General features: G+C 62.7%; 17 protein-coding genes and 1 tRNA gene. 11 read left to right on the plus strand and 7 right to left on the minus strand.

Going from position 1 to position 15,881, the window contains the following annotated elements; translation table 11 throughout:
* Positions 1 to 49: 49 nt before the first annotated feature.
* Positions 50 to 137: transfer RNA gene (locus APH36_RS05040), tRNA-Ser, on the minus strand.
* Positions 138 to 271: 134 nt separating this feature from the next.
* On the opposite strand from APH36_RS05040, the gene APH36_RS05045 reads away from it, so the two are divergent.
* The 8 genes from APH36_RS05045 to APH36_RS05080 all read left to right on the plus strand — a co-directional run bounded on the left by APH36_RS05045 (position 272) and on the right by APH36_RS05080 (position 6,059).
* Positions 272 to 943: a Bax inhibitor-1/YccA family protein gene (locus APH36_RS05045; protein ID WP_003251184.1), complete on the plus strand. Its 672-nt coding sequence runs from the start codon at positions 272 to 274 to the stop codon at positions 941 to 943.
* A gap of 204 nt (positions 944 to 1,147) precedes the next feature.
* Complete coding sequence (locus APH36_RS05050) at positions 1,148 to 2,527, plus strand: nucleobase:cation symporter-2 family protein (RefSeq protein WP_060497740.1); 1,380 nt, start codon at positions 1,148 to 1,150, stop codon at positions 2,525 to 2,527.
* A gap of 96 nt (positions 2,528 to 2,623) precedes the next feature.
* Positions 2,624 to 3,016: a sulfurtransferase complex subunit TusD gene (gene tusD, locus APH36_RS05055; protein ID WP_060497741.1), complete on the plus strand. Its 393-nt coding sequence runs from the start codon at positions 2,624 to 2,626 to the stop codon at positions 3,014 to 3,016.
* A gap of 1 nt (position 3,017) precedes the next feature.
* Positions 3,018 to 3,377 (plus strand): sulfurtransferase complex subunit TusC, encoded by a 360-nt coding sequence (gene tusC, locus APH36_RS05060; protein ID WP_060497742.1) that lies wholly within the window; start codon positions 3,018 to 3,020, stop codon positions 3,375 to 3,377.
* On the plus strand, positions 3,377 to 3,673 hold the full coding sequence (tusB, locus tag APH36_RS05065) for a sulfurtransferase complex subunit TusB (protein WP_060497743.1): 297 nt from the start codon (positions 3,377 to 3,379) through the stop codon (positions 3,671 to 3,673). Before tusC ends, tusB begins: the two co-directional genes overlap by 1 nt.
* Complete coding sequence (locus APH36_RS05070) at positions 3,670 to 4,005, plus strand: TusE/DsrC/DsvC family sulfur relay protein (RefSeq protein WP_060497744.1); 336 nt, start codon at positions 3,670 to 3,672, stop codon at positions 4,003 to 4,005. The genes tusB and APH36_RS05070 overlap by 4 nt, the downstream gene beginning before the upstream one ends.
* On the plus strand, positions 4,002 to 5,003 hold the full coding sequence (locus APH36_RS05075) for a glycosyl transferase family protein (protein ID WP_060497745.1): 1,002 nt from the start codon (positions 4,002 to 4,004) through the stop codon (positions 5,001 to 5,003). The genes APH36_RS05070 and APH36_RS05075 overlap by 4 nt, the downstream gene beginning before the upstream one ends.
* 96 nt (positions 5,004 to 5,099) lie before the next feature.
* On the plus strand, positions 5,100 to 6,059 hold the full coding sequence (locus tag APH36_RS05080) for a glutathione S-transferase family protein (RefSeq protein WP_060497746.1): 960 nt from the start codon (positions 5,100 to 5,102) through the stop codon (positions 6,057 to 6,059).
* Positions 6,060 to 6,092: 33 nt separating this feature from the next.
* Here APH36_RS05080 and cysG read toward each other — a convergent pair whose 3' ends face one another.
* From cysG to APH36_RS05110, 6 genes are all read right to left on the minus strand, one after another.
* On the minus strand, positions 6,093 to 7,484 hold the full coding sequence (gene cysG, locus APH36_RS05085) for a siroheme synthase CysG (protein WP_060497747.1): 1,392 nt from the start codon (positions 7,482 to 7,484) through the stop codon (positions 6,093 to 6,095).
* Positions 7,485 to 8,765: a serine--tRNA ligase gene (serS, locus tag APH36_RS05090; protein WP_060497748.1), complete on the minus strand. Its 1,281-nt coding sequence runs from the start codon at positions 8,763 to 8,765 to the stop codon at positions 7,485 to 7,487.
* A 30-nt stretch (positions 8,766 to 8,795) separates the two neighbouring features.
* Entirely contained in the window at positions 8,796 to 9,170 is a 375-nt protein-coding gene (gene crcB, locus APH36_RS05095) for a fluoride efflux transporter CrcB (protein WP_016711494.1), read from the minus strand.
* Positions 9,167 to 10,492 carry a replication-associated recombination protein A gene (locus tag APH36_RS05100; protein WP_060497749.1) on the minus strand — a complete coding sequence of 442 codons (1,326 nt, stop codon included), beginning with the start codon at positions 10,490 to 10,492 and terminating at the stop codon, positions 9,167 to 9,169. The genes crcB and APH36_RS05100 overlap by 4 nt, the downstream gene beginning before the upstream one ends.
* A 12-nt stretch (positions 10,493 to 10,504) precedes the next feature.
* On the minus strand, positions 10,505 to 11,128 hold the full coding sequence (gene lolA / locus APH36_RS05105; RefSeq protein ID WP_019096729.1) for an outer membrane lipoprotein chaperone LolA: 624 nt from the start codon (positions 11,126 to 11,128) through the stop codon (positions 10,505 to 10,507).
* 62 nt (positions 11,129 to 11,190) lie between these two features.
* Positions 11,191 to 13,755 carry a DNA translocase FtsK gene (locus APH36_RS05110; protein ID WP_374754782.1) on the minus strand — a complete coding sequence of 855 codons (2,565 nt, stop codon included), beginning with the start codon at positions 13,753 to 13,755 and terminating at the stop codon, positions 11,191 to 11,193.
* Between the two features lie 297 nt (positions 13,756 to 14,052).
* Here APH36_RS05110 and aat point away from each other — a divergent pair, with 297 nt between their 5' ends.
* The 3 genes from aat to infA all read left to right on the plus strand — a co-directional run bounded on the left by aat (position 14,053) and on the right by infA (position 15,817).
* Positions 14,053 to 14,733: a leucyl/phenylalanyl-tRNA--protein transferase gene (gene aat, locus APH36_RS05115; protein ID WP_060497750.1), complete on the plus strand. Its 681-nt coding sequence runs from the start codon at positions 14,053 to 14,055 to the stop codon at positions 14,731 to 14,733.
* Positions 14,734 to 14,789: 56 nt separating this feature from the next.
* The gene (locus APH36_RS05120; protein WP_016711499.1) at positions 14,790 to 15,497 is read left to right on the plus strand and encodes an arginyltransferase; all 708 of its coding nucleotides are present in this window, start codon (positions 14,790 to 14,792) and stop codon (positions 15,495 to 15,497) included.
* 101 nt (positions 15,498 to 15,598) lie between these two features.
* Positions 15,599 to 15,817: a translation initiation factor IF-1 gene (infA, locus tag APH36_RS05125; RefSeq protein ID WP_002553999.1), complete on the plus strand. Its 219-nt coding sequence runs from the start codon at positions 15,599 to 15,601 to the stop codon at positions 15,815 to 15,817.
* The last annotated feature ends 64 nt before the right edge of the window (positions 15,818 to 15,881 follow it).

A 15,881-nucleotide genomic window follows, 5' to 3' on the forward strand; every position in this document is an offset into this window, starting at 1 on the left:
TCTACGCCCCAAAAACGCAAAAAGCCCTGAATAATCAGGGCTTTGAATGTGGCGGAAGCGTAGAGATTCGAACTCTAGGATAGTTGCCCATCGACGGTTTTCAAGACCGTTGCCTTAAACCACTCGGCCACGCTTCCAGCTCGTTTTGCGGCCGCCATAATACCTTAATGAAACACGCTGTCAAACTCTCTGTGTCGCGGGTTGTGGGAGCTCTGATAGACTCCTAGCATCTGAACGTTCGAAACCACAGGTTTTACCAAGGAGTGTCGCCATGCGCGAACAGGATTACGCCGTACACCACGGCCAGCAGGTCGAGCAGCAGGAGATCAGCAAGGTCCTGCGCAACACGTACAGCCTGCTGGCACTTACCCTCGCCTTCAGCGGTGTCATGGCCTTCGTCGCCCAGCAGATGCGCGTCGGCTACCCGAACGTGTTCGTGGTGCTGATCGGCTTCTACGGGCTGTTCTTCCTCACCAACAAACTGCGTGATTCGGCCTGGGGCCTGGTGTCGACCTTTGCCCTCACCGGCTTCATGGGCTTCATCCTCGGCCCGATCCTCAACCGCTACCTGGGCATGGCCGGTGGCGCTGAAGTGGTCAGCTCGGCGTTTGCCATGACTGCGCTGGTGTTTGGTGGTCTGTCGGCCTATGTGCTGATCACCCGCAAGGACATGAGCTTCCTCAGTGGCTTCATCACTGCTGGCTTCTTCGTTCTGCTGGGTGCTGTCGTGGCCAGCTTCTTCTTCCAGATCAGCGGCCTGCAACTGGCGATCAGCGCTGGCTTCGTGCTATTCTCGTCGGTGTGCATCCTGTTCCAGACCAGCGCGATCATTCATGGTGGCGAGCGTAACTACATCATGGCGACCATCAGCCTGTATGTGTCGATCTACAACCTGTTTGTCAGCCTGCTGCAGCTGTTCGGCATCATGGGTCGTGATGACTGATTGATGAATGTGCGAGAAAGCCCGCTTCGGCGGGCTTTTTTGTGGGCACTACTTAGCCCCAGAAAGCACAACCAATAACTGACCAAAAAGTCAGATAACTAGGCACATGGTCGCCGATCGTGCCGCCATCGTGCTTTTCTCTACCGCAATCCCTCATCACCCCGTAGAATGCGCTCCTTTTTTCTTCCGGGGCAGCTTCCAGCAATGAGCTCACACGAACACAGCCCAGGCGCGGCGGCGCCTGCCAATGAACTGGTGCTTGGCCTTGAGGACAAGCCACGGCTGGTGATCGGCCTGCTGGCGGCCCTGCAGCACCTGCTGGCGATCATTGTGCCGATCGTGACCCCTGGCCTGCTGATCTGCCAGGCGCTGGGTGTTTCGGCGCGTGATACCAACCTGATCGTTTCCATGTCGCTGGTGATCTCGGGTATTGCCACCTTCGTCCAGTGCAAACGTTTCGGGCCGTTCGGCGCTGGGCTGCTGATTGTTCAGGGCACCAGCTTCAACTTCGTCGGTCCGCTGATTGCTGGCGGTGCGCTGATGGTCAAGCAAGGCACGCCGGTAGAAGGCGTGATGGCGGCTATTTTCGGCGTGGTGATCGCAGGCTCGTTCGTGGAGATGGGCGTTTCGCGCATCCTGCCCTTCGTAAAGCGTCTTATCACCCCGCTGGTGACTGGCATCGTGGTGCTGATGATCGGCCTGACGCTGATCAAGGTCGGCCTTATCAGCATGGGTGGCGGCTTTGGCGCCATGGCCAACGGCACCTTCGCCAATAGCGAAAACCTGCTGCTGTCGGGCGTGGTACTGGCGATTATCGTGATCCTCAACCGCGTCCCGGTGGTGTGGATGCGCAGCTGCGCCATCGTCATCGCCTTGGCGGTTGGTTATGCATTGGCCGGTTACATGGGCCGCCTGGATTTCACCGGCATGCATGAAGCCGCGCTGTTCCAGGTGCCTACACCGCTGCACTTCGGCCTTGGCTTCTCCTGGGCGCTGTTCATTCCGATGTTGGTGATTTACCTGGTGACTTCGCTGGAAGCCATCGGTGACGTTACCGCCACCAGCAAGGTCTCGCGCCAGCCGGTCGAAGGGCCGGTGTGGATGCAGCGGATCAAGGGCGGCGTGCTGGTCAACGGAGCCAACTCGCTGCTGGCGGGCTTGTTCAACACCTTCCCCAGCTCGATCTTTGCGCAGAACAACGGCGTGATTCAGCTGACCGGTATTGCCAGCCGCCATATCGGTATCTGGATTGCCGTGATGCTGGTGCTGCTGGGCCTGTTCCCGAGCGTTGCCGGGGTGATTCAGGCGGTGCCGGAGCCGGTGCTGGGTGGTGCGGCCATGGTGATGTTCGGTGCGGTCGCGGCTTCGGGGATCAATATTCTGGCTAGCACCCGGCTGGACCGCCGCGCGCTGCTGATTATTGCGGTGTCGCTGGCCTTGGGCCTGGGTGTGGCGCAGGTGCCGGAATTCCTGGCGCATATGCCGGCTGCGATCCGCAATGTGCTGGAGTCGGGTGTGGCCACGGGCGGTATCTGTGCCCTGGTGTTGAACTGGTTCCTGCCGGAGAGCAAGGAACACGCCTGAGCCCTTCAGGCATGACAGGAAGCCCGCCCCGCCATGCACAAGCGGGCGCGGGCTTTTTTGCTTTATCATGGCACCATTCCTTTGCATGAGTTACCCATGAAATTCGCTATCGCGGTGTTCTCTCCGGCCCATGCGCCCTCTTCACGGCGCGCCTTGCGCTATGCCGAGGCGGTACTGGCCGGCGGGCATGAGATTGCCCGGTTGTTCTTCTATCAGGACGGGGTGCACAGTGCCTCGGCCAACGTGGTCGCCCCGCAGGACGAACTCGACGTGGCCGGCCAGTGGCGCGCCTTTATCGAGACTAACCAACTGGACGCCGTGGTGTGTATCGCTGCCGCCCTGCGCCGTGGCGTGCTCGATGAAGCCGAGGCCAGCCGCTACCAGCGCCCGGCCGTGAACCTGCCCAAGCCTTGGGAGCTGTCGGGTCTTGGCCAGTTGCATGAGGCTGCGCAGGTAGCCGACCGCCTTGTCTGCTTCGGAGGCGACTGAAATGGCCAAATCCTTGTTGATCATCAGCCGCCAGGCACCGTGGAACGGCCCATCCGCCCGTGAAGCACTGGACATCGCCCTGGCCGGCGGCGCGTTCGACCTGCCGCTGGGCATGCTGTTCCTCGACGATGGCGTGTTCCAGCTTGCGCCCAACCAACAACCCACCGCCGTGCAACAGAAGAACCTGGCCGCCAACCTGCAAGCACTGCCAATGTTCGGTGTTGAAGAGCTGTTTGCCTGTAGCCACAGCCTCACCCGCCGCGGCCTGGCAGCCGACACCCTGGCACTGCCGGTACAAGTGCTCGATGACGCAGCGCTAACCGCGCTGATCGCCCGTTTCGACCAGGTGGTAACGCTCTGATGACGACCCTGCATGTAATTGCCCACTCCCCGTTCGGCGACGAACGCCTGGCCAGCTGCCTGCGCCTGCTCGGTGCCGACGACGCGCTGCTGCTGTGCGGCGATGCGGTGTATGCCTTGCGCAGCGGCAGCGAGCCGCACCACCTGCTACAAGCTGCCGGCCTGGCCCAGCGCCTGTTCGCCTTGGAAGAAGACGTGCAGGCCCGCGCAGTCGGCAACGACCTGGCCAAGGCCGTGGACTACCCTGGCTTCGTCGAACTGTCGCTGCACTACGACAAGGTCAACAGCTGGCTATGAATACGCTCAACGTTGGCGATAACGCCATCGCCCTGGACAAGGACGGCTTTCTGGTCGACCTGCAAGACTGGTCCCACGCTGCCGCCGAGGCCTTGGCCGAGCGCGAGGGCATCCCGTTGACCGCGGACCATTGGGAAATCCTCGAACTGCTGCGTGAGTTCTACCAGGAATACCAGCTGTCCCCGGCCACACGCCCGCTGATCAAGTACACGGCCCTGAAGCTGGGGCCGGAGAAGGGCAACAGCCCGCACCTGAACCGCCTGTTCAACGGCACACCCGCCAAACTTGCCGCCAAGCTGGCGGGCCTGCCCAAGCCGACCAACTGCATATGAACGAACCTCGCCCAATTACCCTGGAAACCCCGGCCGAACACCCGTTCGCCGAATTCGTGCGCATTCTCGGCAAAGGCAAGCGCGGCGCGCGTGGCCTGACCCGCGAAGAAGCCCGCGCAGCCATGACTCTGCTGCTGGAAGGCAAAGTCGAAGACACCCAGCTGGGTGCATTCCTCATGCTGCTGCGCCATAAAGAGGAAAGCGCCGACGAGCTTGCCGGTTTCACCGAGGCCCTGCGCGCCCACCTGCAGGCACCGAGCATTGCAGTGGACCTGGACTGGCCCACCTACGCCGGCAAAAAGCGCCACCTGCCCTGGTACTTGCTGGCGGCCAAATGCCTGGCCGGCAACGGCGTGCGTATCCTGATGCACGGTGGCGGCGCCCACACCGCCGGGCGCATGTACACCGAGCAACTGCTCGAGCTGCTGCAAATCCCCCTGTGCCGCGACTGGGCCGCTGTCGGCAGCACCCTCGACCAGCATCAGCTGGCGTTTTTCCCGCTGCACGACTGGGCGCCGCAATTACAGCGCATGATCGACCTGCGCAACACCTTGGGCCTGCGCTCGCCCATCCACTCCCTTGCCCGGGTACTTAACCCGCTGGGCGCACGCTGCGGCCTGCAAAGTATCTTCCACCCCGGTTACCAGGCGGTGCACCGCGAGGCCAGTCGCCTGCTGGGCGATCATGCGGTGGTAATCAAGGGCGATGGCGGCGAGATCGAAGTAAACCCCGATGTCATCAGCCACCTCTACGGCACCACGGCAGGCGAAGCGTGGGACGAAGAGTGGCCAGCACTGAGCGAACGCCGCCATGTGAAACCGGCCAGCCTGCAAGCCGAACACTTGCTGGCATTCTGGCGGGGCGAAGTGGGAGACAGCTATGGCGAGAAGGCCCTCATCGCCACCATGGCCCTGGCCCTGCGTGGCCTGGGGCAGGACCGCGAGCAGGCGTTCGCAACCGCCCAAGGCTATTGGGAGACACGCAACAAATCGATTTAGCCGATCATAACCCCCGGTTATTTGCGCTATTTATTCGAACGTTTTGGCCTAGACTGGGCTCCAACGACAAACAACTTTGTTCCGAGGAGCCTACGCATGGGCCTTTTGATCGACGGCCGCTGGCATGACCAGTGGTATGAAAACGGCAAGGACGGCACGTTCAAACGTGAAAACGCCCAACGCCGCAATCAACTGCCCGCCCCTGAGGCCGGCCGCTACCACCTGTACGTCTCGCTGGCCTGCCCATGGGCCCACCGCACCCTGATTGTCCGCGCACTCAAAGGCCTGGAGCCCTTGATCGATGTCTCGGTAGTCAGTTGGCTGATGCAGGACCACGGCTGGACTTTCGATGTGCAGCAAGGCTCCACGGGCGACCACCTCGACGCCTTGCAGTACCTGCACCAGCGCTACACCCAGGATGACCCGCACTACACCGGCCGCGTGACCGTACCCGTGCTGTGGGACAAGAAAGAGAAGCGCATCGTCAACAATGAATCGTCGGAGATCATCCGCATCTTCAACAGCGCGTTTAACGAGCTGACCGGCAATACACTGGACCTGTACCCCGAACCGCTGCGCCCAACCATCGAGGCGCTCAACGAGCGCATCTACCCGGCCGTGAACAACGGCGTGTACCGCGCAGGCTTTGCCACCACGCAGGAGGCGTACGAAGCCGCGTTCGACGACGTGTTCAATGAGCTGGACTATCTGGAAGACGTGCTAAGCCGCAATCGCTATCTGGCGGGTGAATACCTGACCGAAGCCGATGTGCGCCTGTTTACCACGCTGGTGCGCTTCGATGCGGTGTATCACGGGCATTTCAAGTGCAACCTGCGGCGCCTGAGCGACTACCACAACCTGTCGAACTGGCTGCGCGAGCTGTATCAGTGGCCTGGTGTGGCGGGCACGGTGGATATGGAGCATATCCAGAAGCACTATTACATGAGCCACAAGACCATCAACCCGACCGGGATCGTGCCCAAAGGGCCGTTGCAGGACTTTGGCCTGGCACATGACCGGGAGCGGTTGGCGGGCAAGGGGATTTGGCAGGTTTGAGATTGCCGGGGCTGCTTTGCAGCCCCAACGATTTCAGCCGTTTTGCGAACCTTCAAACCAGGCCAGCTTTTCACGCAGTTGCACGACTTCCCCCACAATCACCAGGGTAGGCGCATGCACTTCATGCCGCGCCACCAGCTCTGGCAAATCCGCCAGGGTACCGGTGAATACCCGCTGATTACGCGTAGTCCCCTGCTGCACCAACGCAGCCGGCGTACTCGCCGCCCGCCCATGGCGAATCAGCTCGGCACAGATGGTCGGCAAGCCCACCAACCCCATGTAGAACACCAAGGTCTGCGCCGGCGCCACCAGGTCATCCCACGGAAGGTTGCTGGTGCCATCCTTCAGGTGCCCGGTCACGAAGCGCACCGACTGGGCGTAGTCCCGGTGAGTCAGCGGAATCCCACCATAAGCGGAACAGCCGCTGGCCGCCGTAATGCCCGGCACCACCTGGAACGGAATGCCATGCTCGGCCAGCTCTTCGATCTCTTCGCCACCCCGGCCGAAGATGAACGGGTCGCCCCCCTTCAGACGCAGCACACGCTTGCCCTGCTGAGCCAGATCGACCAGCAGGCGGTTGATCTGGTCCTGCGGCACGGCGTGGTCGGCGCGGCGCTTGCCCACGTAGATACGCTCGGCATCACGCCGGCACATCTCGATGATCGCGGGGGCTACCAGGCGGTCGTACAGCACCACGTCGGCCTGCTGCATCAGGCGCAAGGCACGGAAGGTGAGCAAGTCGGGATCACCCGGTCCTGCACCGACCAGATACACCTCGCCCCCCTGCTGCACCGGCGCGCCGTCTACCATCGCTTGCAACAGGCGTTCGGCCTCGGCACCCTGCCCGGCCAGCTGACGCTCGGCAATCGGCCCCTGGAACACGGTTTCCCAGAAGCCTCGGCGCTGGTTGACGTCCGGGTACAAGGATTTCACCTTGTGCCGAAAGCGCGCTGCCAGGCCGGCCAGCTCACCATAGGCCGACGGAATCCAGGCCTCGAGCTTGGCGCGAATCAACCGCGCCAAAACCGGGGCGTCACCGCCACTGGACACCGCAATCACCAGGGGTGAACGGTCAACGATCGCCGGGAAGATCACCGTGCACAGGGCCGGCGCATCCACCACATTGACCGGCAGGCTGAGGGCCTGCGCATCCGCTGACACCTGGGCATTCAGCCCTGGGTCGTCGGTCGCTGCGATCACCAGCCGGCAACCGACCAGGTCAGCGGCCTGATAGCCACGCACCAGCACCTCACCGCCACCTTCCCGGGCCAACGCAGCCAACTGGCCGTCGACATCCGGCGCCACCACGCGCAGCACGCCACCGGCATCCGCCAGCAGGCGCGCCTTGCGCAAGGCGATCTCACCGCCACCGACGACCAGCACGCGGCCGCCCTGCAGCTTGTGGAACAGCGGCAGGTAATCCATTTAGCGGATGACCTCGACGCCGCCCATGTACGGCTTCAGCACGTCCGGCACGCGGATCGAACCATCAGCCTGCTGGTAGTTTTCCAGCACGGCAACCAGTGTACGTCCGACGGCCAGGCCGGAGCCGTTGAGGGTGTGCACCAGCTCTGGCTTGCCGGTTTCCGGGTTGCGCCAGCGGGCCTGCATGCGGCGCGCCTGGAAGTCGCCGCAGTTGGAGCACGAGCTGATTTCGCGGTACTTGTCCTGGCTCGGCACCCACACTTCCAAGTCGTAGGTTTTGACGGCGCCAAAGCCCATGTCGCCGGTGCACAGGGCCAGTACGCGATAAGGCAGCTCCAGCAGCTGCAGTACACGTTCGGCGTTGGCGGTCAGGCCTTCCAGCGCTTCCATCGACTTGGCCGGTTCTACCACCTGCACCATCTCGACCTTGTCGAACTGGTGCTGGCGGATCATGCCGCGGGTGTCACGGCCGGAAGCACCGGCTTCACTGCGGAAGCACGGGGTATGGGCAACCAGTTTCAGCGGAAGCTGCTTGGCGTCAAGGATCTCACCGGCCACCAGGTTAGTCAGCGACACTTCGGCGGTCGGGATCAGATAGAAGTCCGCCTCACCTTCGCGGGTGATCTTGAACAGGTCCTCCTCGAACTTCGGCAGCTGGCCGGTGCCTTGAAGGGCCGGGGCCTGCACCAGGTACGGGGTGTAGTGCTCCTCGTAGCCGTGCTCGCCGGTGTGCAGGTTGATCATGAATTGCGCCAGGGCGCGGTGCAGGCGGGCGATCGGGCCACGCAGCACGGCAAAACGGGCGCCAGACAGCTTGGCAGCGGCTTCGAAGTCCAGGCCACCGCTGACTTCGCCCAGGGCGACGTGGTCCTTGATTTCGAAGTCGAAGGCCTTCGGCGTGCCCCAACGGCGCACTTCGACGTTGTCGTCTTCGCTGGCACCGACCGGTACGCTGGCGTCCGGCAGGTTGGGGATGGTCAGCAGGATGCCATCCAGTTCGGCCTGGATGGCGTCCAGTTCGGTCTTGCCAGCAGCCAGTTCATTGGCCATGCGCTCGACGTCGGCCATCAATGGCGCGATGTCTTCGCCCTTGGCCTTGGCCTGGCCGATGGACTTGGAACGGGCGTTGCGCTCGGCTTGCAACTGCTCGGTGCGAGTCTGCACTGCCTTGCGGCGCTCTTCCAGTGATTCGATGCGCGCGACATCCAGGCTGAAGCCACGGGAGGCCAGGCGATCCGCCACTTCCTGAAGTTGGCCGCGTAACAGTTTGGAATCGAGCATATCGTTCTCTCGTTATAAGTAGGTGTTGGTTCAGAATCGGGTCAGGGACAGGCCGGCCCAGGTCGCGAGCAGCCCGCCCACCACGCTGATACTGGTATAGCCCAAGGCAAGGGGCACCTGCCCGCTTTCCATCAGGCGCACGGTATCGAGCGAGAAGGAGGAAAAGGTTGTCAGGCCGCCGAGGAAGCCGACAATCAGGCCGGCGCGCAGCTCGACCGGCGCCAGCGGCTTGTGCAGGAACAGGCCATAAAGCAGGCCGATCAGCAGGCAGCCAACCAGGTTGACCGCCAGCGTACCGGCATAGAAGTGCCGTGGCCAGTGGGCCGCTACCCAGTTGGCGGTAGCAAAGCGCAACAAGGTACCGGCGATACCGCCCGCGCTGACCGCGGCGATGAGTGCAATCACGGTTTTCTCCGTTGACGGGGGCTGTTGCGGTCGAGCTCGGCCAGGTGGCGCAGCTTCTCGCCAATCTTCAGCTCAAGGCCGCGGGGCACCGGCTGGTAGTACTGGCGGGGTACCAGTTCGTCGGGGAAGTAATCTTCACCGGCGGCATAAGCATCGGGTTCATCGTGGGCATAGCGGTACTCGTCGCCATAGCCCAGTTGCTTCATCAGTTTGGTCGGGGCGTTGCGCAGGTGCAACGGCACCTCCAGCGAGCCATGCTCGGCCGCTTCGCGCAGGGCAGTCTTGAAGCCCATGTACACCGCGTTGCTCTTCGGCGCGCAGGCCAGGTAGGTGATAGCCTGGGCCACTGCCAGCTCGCCTTCGGGGCTGCCCAGGCGTTCCTGCACGTCCCACGCCGCCAGGCACAGGCTGAGCGCTCGCGGGTCAGCGTTACCGATATCCTCGCTGGCCATGCGCACCACGCGGCGGGCGATGTAAAGCGGGTCGCAACCGCCGTCGAGCATGCGTGCAAACCAGTACAGGGCGCCATCGGGGTTGGAACCGCGCACCGACTTGTGCAGCGCGGAAATCTGGTCGTAGAACGCCTCCCCCCCCTTGTCGAAACGACGGCGGCTATCACCAAGCAGGCTTTGCAGCATCTCGACGTCGATTTCGCTGCCGTCTTCGGCTAGGTCCGAGGCGTTCTCAAGGAAGTTGAGCATGCGCCGGCCATCGCCATCGGCGGCAGCCATCAGCATCTTGAAAGCATCGTCGCCCACCCGCAGGTTGCGCTTGCCCAGGCCGCGCTCTTCGGTCAGCGCGCGGTTGACCAGTTTGCGCAGTGCCGCCTCGTCCAGGCTTTTGAGCACGTACACCCGCGCCCGCGACAGCAGCGCGTTGTTCAGTTCGAAGGACGGGTTTTCAGTGGTGGCGCCGATGAACAGCAGCGTGCCGTCTTCCACGTAGGGCAAGAAGGCATCCTGCTGCGACTTGTTGAAGCGGTGCACTTCATCGACGAACAGGATGGTGCGGCGGCCATACTGACCGGCCTGTTGCTTGGCCACTTCAACGGCCTGGCGGATTTCTTTCACCCCGGCCAGTACCGCCGACACGGTTTCGAAATGCGCGTCACAAAACTGCGCCAGCAGCCGCGCAAGGGTGGTCTTGCCCACCCCCGGCGGCCCCCAGAAGATCATCGAGTGCAGCGCACCCTGCTCCAGCGCCTCGCGCAACGGCTTACCGCGCGCCAGCAAGTGCTCCTGGCCGACGTACTCGTCCAGGTTGGACGGGCGCAGGCGAGCGGCCAGGGGCTGGGCGACGGGTTCGCTTCGAAACAGGTCCATGACGGGCTCTGGTTACTCCTTGATCACGTCCGCGCCTTTGGGGATGTCGAACTTGAACTGGCTGTCCGGCACCGCCTGGTTGGCCTTGACGCCATTGAACAGGATGTTGGTGCGCTGGCCGACACTGTCGATCAGCTGCATGTCATTGATCAGGCCTTTGCGGAACGACACGCGCAGCGAGTCGAACAGGGTGTCCTTGGTCTTCGGTTTGAGGGTGAAGTCCATCACCTCGCCCTGCTCCTTGGAAGCAATGTCGAAACTCTGGCTGATCTTCGACACATCACCGGACAGCAGCAGTGCAGGGGTCTGGTTCAGTCGCACATCGAGCTTCTTGATGGTGGCCTGTTCCAGGTCCGGGTCCCACAGGGTGACGTTCTTGCCGTCCGAAACCACCACCTGCTCCTGCGGCGCATCAGTATGCCAGTAGAACAGGCCCGGGCGCTTGACCGCCATCTTGCCCGAGGTTTCCTGCAGGCTGGTGCCATCGGCGCCCAGGGTCAGCTGGGAGAAGTTGGCCTCGATAGTCTGCGACTTTTCCAGCAACTGGGTCAGGCGTTGTACGTCTTGCTCACCGGCATAAGCAGTAACCGAGCCCAGGGTCAGGGCAGAAACCAACAGCATGCGAATCGCGCGCATGGGAATCCTCATTGAGCATTGAAAAGGCCGGGCGCCACCGTTGGCGCCCGGCAAGGTGTTCTTCAGTCGCGCGGGCCGCCCGGGGCAATCACTTCCCGCGAGCCGTTGCTGTTCATGGGGGTGACCACGCCGGCCATTTCCATGGCTTCGATCATACGGGCGGCGCGGTTGTAACCGATTTTCAGCTTGCGCTGCACGGCCGAAATGGACGCGCGGCGGCTTTCCAGCACGAACTGCACGGCCTCATCATACAGGGCGTCGCTCTCCGAATCTTCACCATCACCGCCACCACCGCCGCCGCCGTCGAAGCCACTGCCGGCTTCTTCGACACCGTTGAGGATGTCATCGTTGTAATCCGGCGCGCCTCGCAGCTTCCACGCTTCGACCGTACGGTGCACTTCGTCGTCGGAAACGAACGCACCGTGCACGCGGATTGGCAGGCTGGTGCCCGGTGGCATGTACAGCATGTCACCATGACCCAACAGCTGCTCTGCACCACCCTGGTCGATGATGGTGCGTGAGTCGATCTTGCTCGACACCTGGAACGCCATGCGGGTCGGAATGTTGGCCTTGATCAGGCCGGTAATCACGTCCACCGACGGGCGCTGGGTGGCGAGAATCAGATGGATACCGGCTGCCCGCGCCTTCTGGGCGATACGGGCGATCAGCTCTTCGACCTTCTTGCCGACGATCATCATCATGTCGGCGAACTCGTCCACCACCACCACGATGGTCGGCAAGGTTTTCAGCGCTGGCGGCTCGTCGTCCATGCTCTCGCGACGGTACAGCGGGTCGTGGATGATTTCGCCAGCTTCCTGGGCGTCCTTGATCTTGCGGTTGAAACCGGCCAGGTTACGCACGCCCATGGCCGCCATCAGCTTGTAGCGCCGCTCCATCTCGGCCACGCTCCAGCGCAGGGCGTTGGCGGCGTCTTTCATGTCGGTGACCACCGGGCACAGCAGGTGCGGGATGCCTTCGTAGATCGACAGTTCGAGCATTTTCGGGTCGATCATGATCAGCCGCGCGTCTTCCGGGCTGGACTTGAACAGGATCGACAGGATCATCGCGTTCACACCCACCGACTTACCGGAGCCGGTAGTACCGGCCACCAGCAGGTGGGGCATCTTGGCCAGGTCGGTAATCACCGGCTTGCCGCCGATGTCATGGCCCAGGGCCAGCGTGACCGGGGACTTCTGTTCGTCGTACTGCGGCGTGGCCAGCACCTCGGAGAAGCGCACCATCTGCCGGTTTTCGTTGGGAATCTCGATACCCACGGTGGTCTTGCCGGGGATCACCTCGACCACGCGCACGCTGGTCACGGCCAGCGAGCGCGCCAGGTCCTTGGCCAGGTTGGCGATGCGGCTGACCTTCACGCCAGCGGCCGGCTGGATTTCGTAACGGGTAATCACCGGGCCGGGGTGAATCGAGTCCACCGCCACTTCTACACCGAATTCCTTGAGCTTGATTTCCAGCAGTTGGCCGACACCGGCCAGGGACTCTGGCGAATACTCGATTTTCTTCTGCTCGGCAGGGTCGAGGATGGAAATCGACGGCAAGGTGCCTTCCACCGCGCTGTCGATGAACAGCGGTGCCTGCTTTTCCTTCATCACCCGCTTGCTCGGCTCCGGAGCCTTGGCGGCGGCGGGTGGCACGATCGTCGGGGCGGCGTGCTGCTCGCGAGGGACCACGGTTTCACGCGGCACTACGGGCTCACGGGCGGCCTCACGTGGTGGCACGACAGGCTCACGGCCAAGCGTCGGCTCACGGGGTTCAACGACCGGGGCCGGCGCTTCTTCACGCTTGAAAATACGCTCACGCAACGCCGGCTTGGCCGGTTCACGCTTCTCGGCGGCCATCGGCGCGGCCTTGACCACCGGCTCATCCTCGCGCAGTTGCGCCTCCAGGCGCTTGCGCTCGTTGCGGGCTTCCCACCAACGGTTGGCGGCGCCCTGCACCAGCTCGAACAGGTCGAGGGTGATCTTGCCGGTCAGGTCCATCACCTTGAACCACGACAAGTCGGTGAAGACCGTCAGGCCGAACAGGAACAGGGCAATGAACATCAGCGTGCTGCCCTGCACGTTCAGCAGGTTGCGCGCCAGGTCACCAAGGCTTTCGCCCAATGCGCCACCTGCAGAGAACGGCAAGCTCGCCGGCGGGTGGAAGTGGATATGCGCCAGCGCCGCCCCGGACAACACCAGGAAGACCAGGCCGATCAACCGCCAGGAAAACAGCCAGCCGCTCCAGTCCCACGGCTGGTGGCGTTCGCGGAAGATCTGCCAGGTCTTCACCGCCAGCAGCAGCGGGAAGATATAGGCGAAGTAACCCAGCACCATGAACAGGATATCGGCGAAGTAGGCGCCGGCACGCCCGGCGGCGTTCTGCACCTGGTCGACGGTGGCGGTGTGGCTGAAACCCGGGTCCGAAGTGTCGTAGGTCAGCAGGGCCATCCACAGGTACAGGCACAGGGCGCCGACAGCGATCAACGCACCTTCCTTGAGGCGATAATGCAGCTGCTGCCGCCACAGGGGCACGGGCAAGGGAGCTGGGGTTGCGGTGGATTTCTTCAAAACGCGTCTATTCCTGCGCGTGCTGCGCGTCCAATAGTGATCGGCGGCGGTGCGGCCAATGAACCACTACTTTTAACATTACTGCCCGACAGCCGCCATGGCGGCACGCCGTATGGGGGTTTGGCCGGGGGCGACTTTCATATACCTGCAATTTGAGCATGCATTTTCTTTTGTGACAAAGGCTTATGCTGTGTTTTTGCACAGGTGTGACAGCAAATGTAGCGGATGGTGCCTGCGGTTTCATGAATGTGTAGGAAATTGCCTGAATTCGCCCCCCCGCAAAGCAGCCACAACCATTGACCCTGCCATGCGCGCAAGCCATGCTGCCCTCTCCCCTCCCCCACCGCACGATAGACCATGCTTACCTGGCTGACCCGCGACTCGCTGACCTTCCCGCCCCTGGAAAAGGCCCTGCACGACCCCAACGGCCTGCTGGCCGCCGGCGGCGACCTTACCCCCGAGCGCCTGGTTCAGGCCTATCGTCACGGTTGCTTCCCGTGGTACCAGGATGGCCAGCCGATCCTGTGGTGGTCACCCGACCCGCGCACGGTGCTGGTGCCCGACCAGCTGCACGTGTCGCGCTCGCTGGCCAAGCTGATGCGCCAGGGCCGCTACCAGGTCAGCTTCGACACCGACTTCCCGGCCGTGATCGCCGCCTGCGCCGCGCCACGCGACTACGCCGACGGCACCTGGATCACCGATACCATGCGCAATGCCTACTGCGAACTGCACCGACGCGGCATTGCCCACTCGGTGGAAGTGCGCCAGGACGGTGAGCTGGTCGGCGGCCTGTACGGCCTGGCCATGGGCCAGCTGTTCTTCGGTGAATCGATGTTCAGCCGCGCCGACAACGCCTCCAAGGTCGGCTTCGTGACCTTGGTCAACCACCTGCGCCAGGCCGGGTTCGTGCTGATCGACTGCCAGATGCCCACCAACCACCTGCACAGCCTGGGCGCCCACGCCATCAGCCGCGCCGAATTCGCTGGCTACCTGGCACGCCACCTCGACCAGCCCAACAGCGCCACATGGGTTGCCTAGGCGAGTTCCCGTAGCTGGCTTACACTTAAAACAAAGTCTCACCGAGGGGGTTGATCATGACAGAGTTGGCGCGGTTGAAGTTTTATGCCACTCAGCCCCACTCCTGCAGCTACCTGCCCGAGGAACAGGCCACCACGCTGTTCCTCGACCCCAGCCAGCCGATGGACGTTAACGTGTACGCCGACCTGTCGGAAATGGGCTTCCGCCGCAGTGGCGACCATCTGTACCGCCCGCACTGCCAGAATTGCAACGCCTGCGTGCCGGCACGCATCCCGGCGGCGCGCTTTATCCCCAACCGCCAGCAACGGCGCATCCTCAAGCGCAATGCCGACCTGACCGTGACGGCGGCGCGCCCAACCTTCAAGGAAGAGTATTTCGAGCTGTACCGGCGCTATATCGAAACACGCCACGCCGACGGTGACATGTACCCGCCCAGCCGCGACCAGTTTTCCACCTTTCTGGTGCGCGACCTGCCGTTCTGCTGGTTTTACGAGTTCCGCCTGGAAGGCCGCTTGATGGCAGTGGCCGTGTGCGACCTGCTGCCCAACGGCCTGTCGGCGGTCTACACCTTCTACGAACCGGACGAAGAGCGACGCAGCTTGGGCCGCTTTGCCATCCTGTGGCAAATCACCGAAGCCCTGCGCCAGGACCTGGAAGCGGTATACCTGGGTTACTGGATCAAGAACTGCAAGAAAATGAACTACAAGACGCAGTATCGGCCCATCGAATTGCTGATAAACCAGCGCTGGGTCACCCTCAACTGAAAGCATTGGCTTGACACACAGTTTTCGGGCATAATCCACGCCACTTTTTTGCCCGGTGCGGATATGCGTCGGGCCAACACTGGATCCGAGGGCTCTACTGCATGTCGAAAGAAGACAGCTTCGAAATGGAAGGTACTGTCGTCGACACCCTGCCCAACACCATGTTCCGCGTGGAGTTGGAAAACGGGCACGTCGTAACCGCGCACATCTCCGGAAAGATGCGCAAGAACTACATCCGTATTCTCACTGGCGACAAGGTCCGCGTCGAACTGACACCATACGACCTGAGCAAGGGCCGCATCACCTACCGTGCGCGCTAAGCTCAAGCCATGAAGAAGCCCGGCCATGCGCCGGGCTTTTTTGTGCCTGCCAGAACCGCTTTGC

Origin of the sequence: Pseudomonas sp. NBRC 111133, assembly GCF_001320605.1 — a bacterium.
GTDB classification, from domain to species: Bacteria; Pseudomonadota; Gammaproteobacteria; order Pseudomonadales; family Pseudomonadaceae; genus Aquipseudomonas; species Aquipseudomonas monteilii.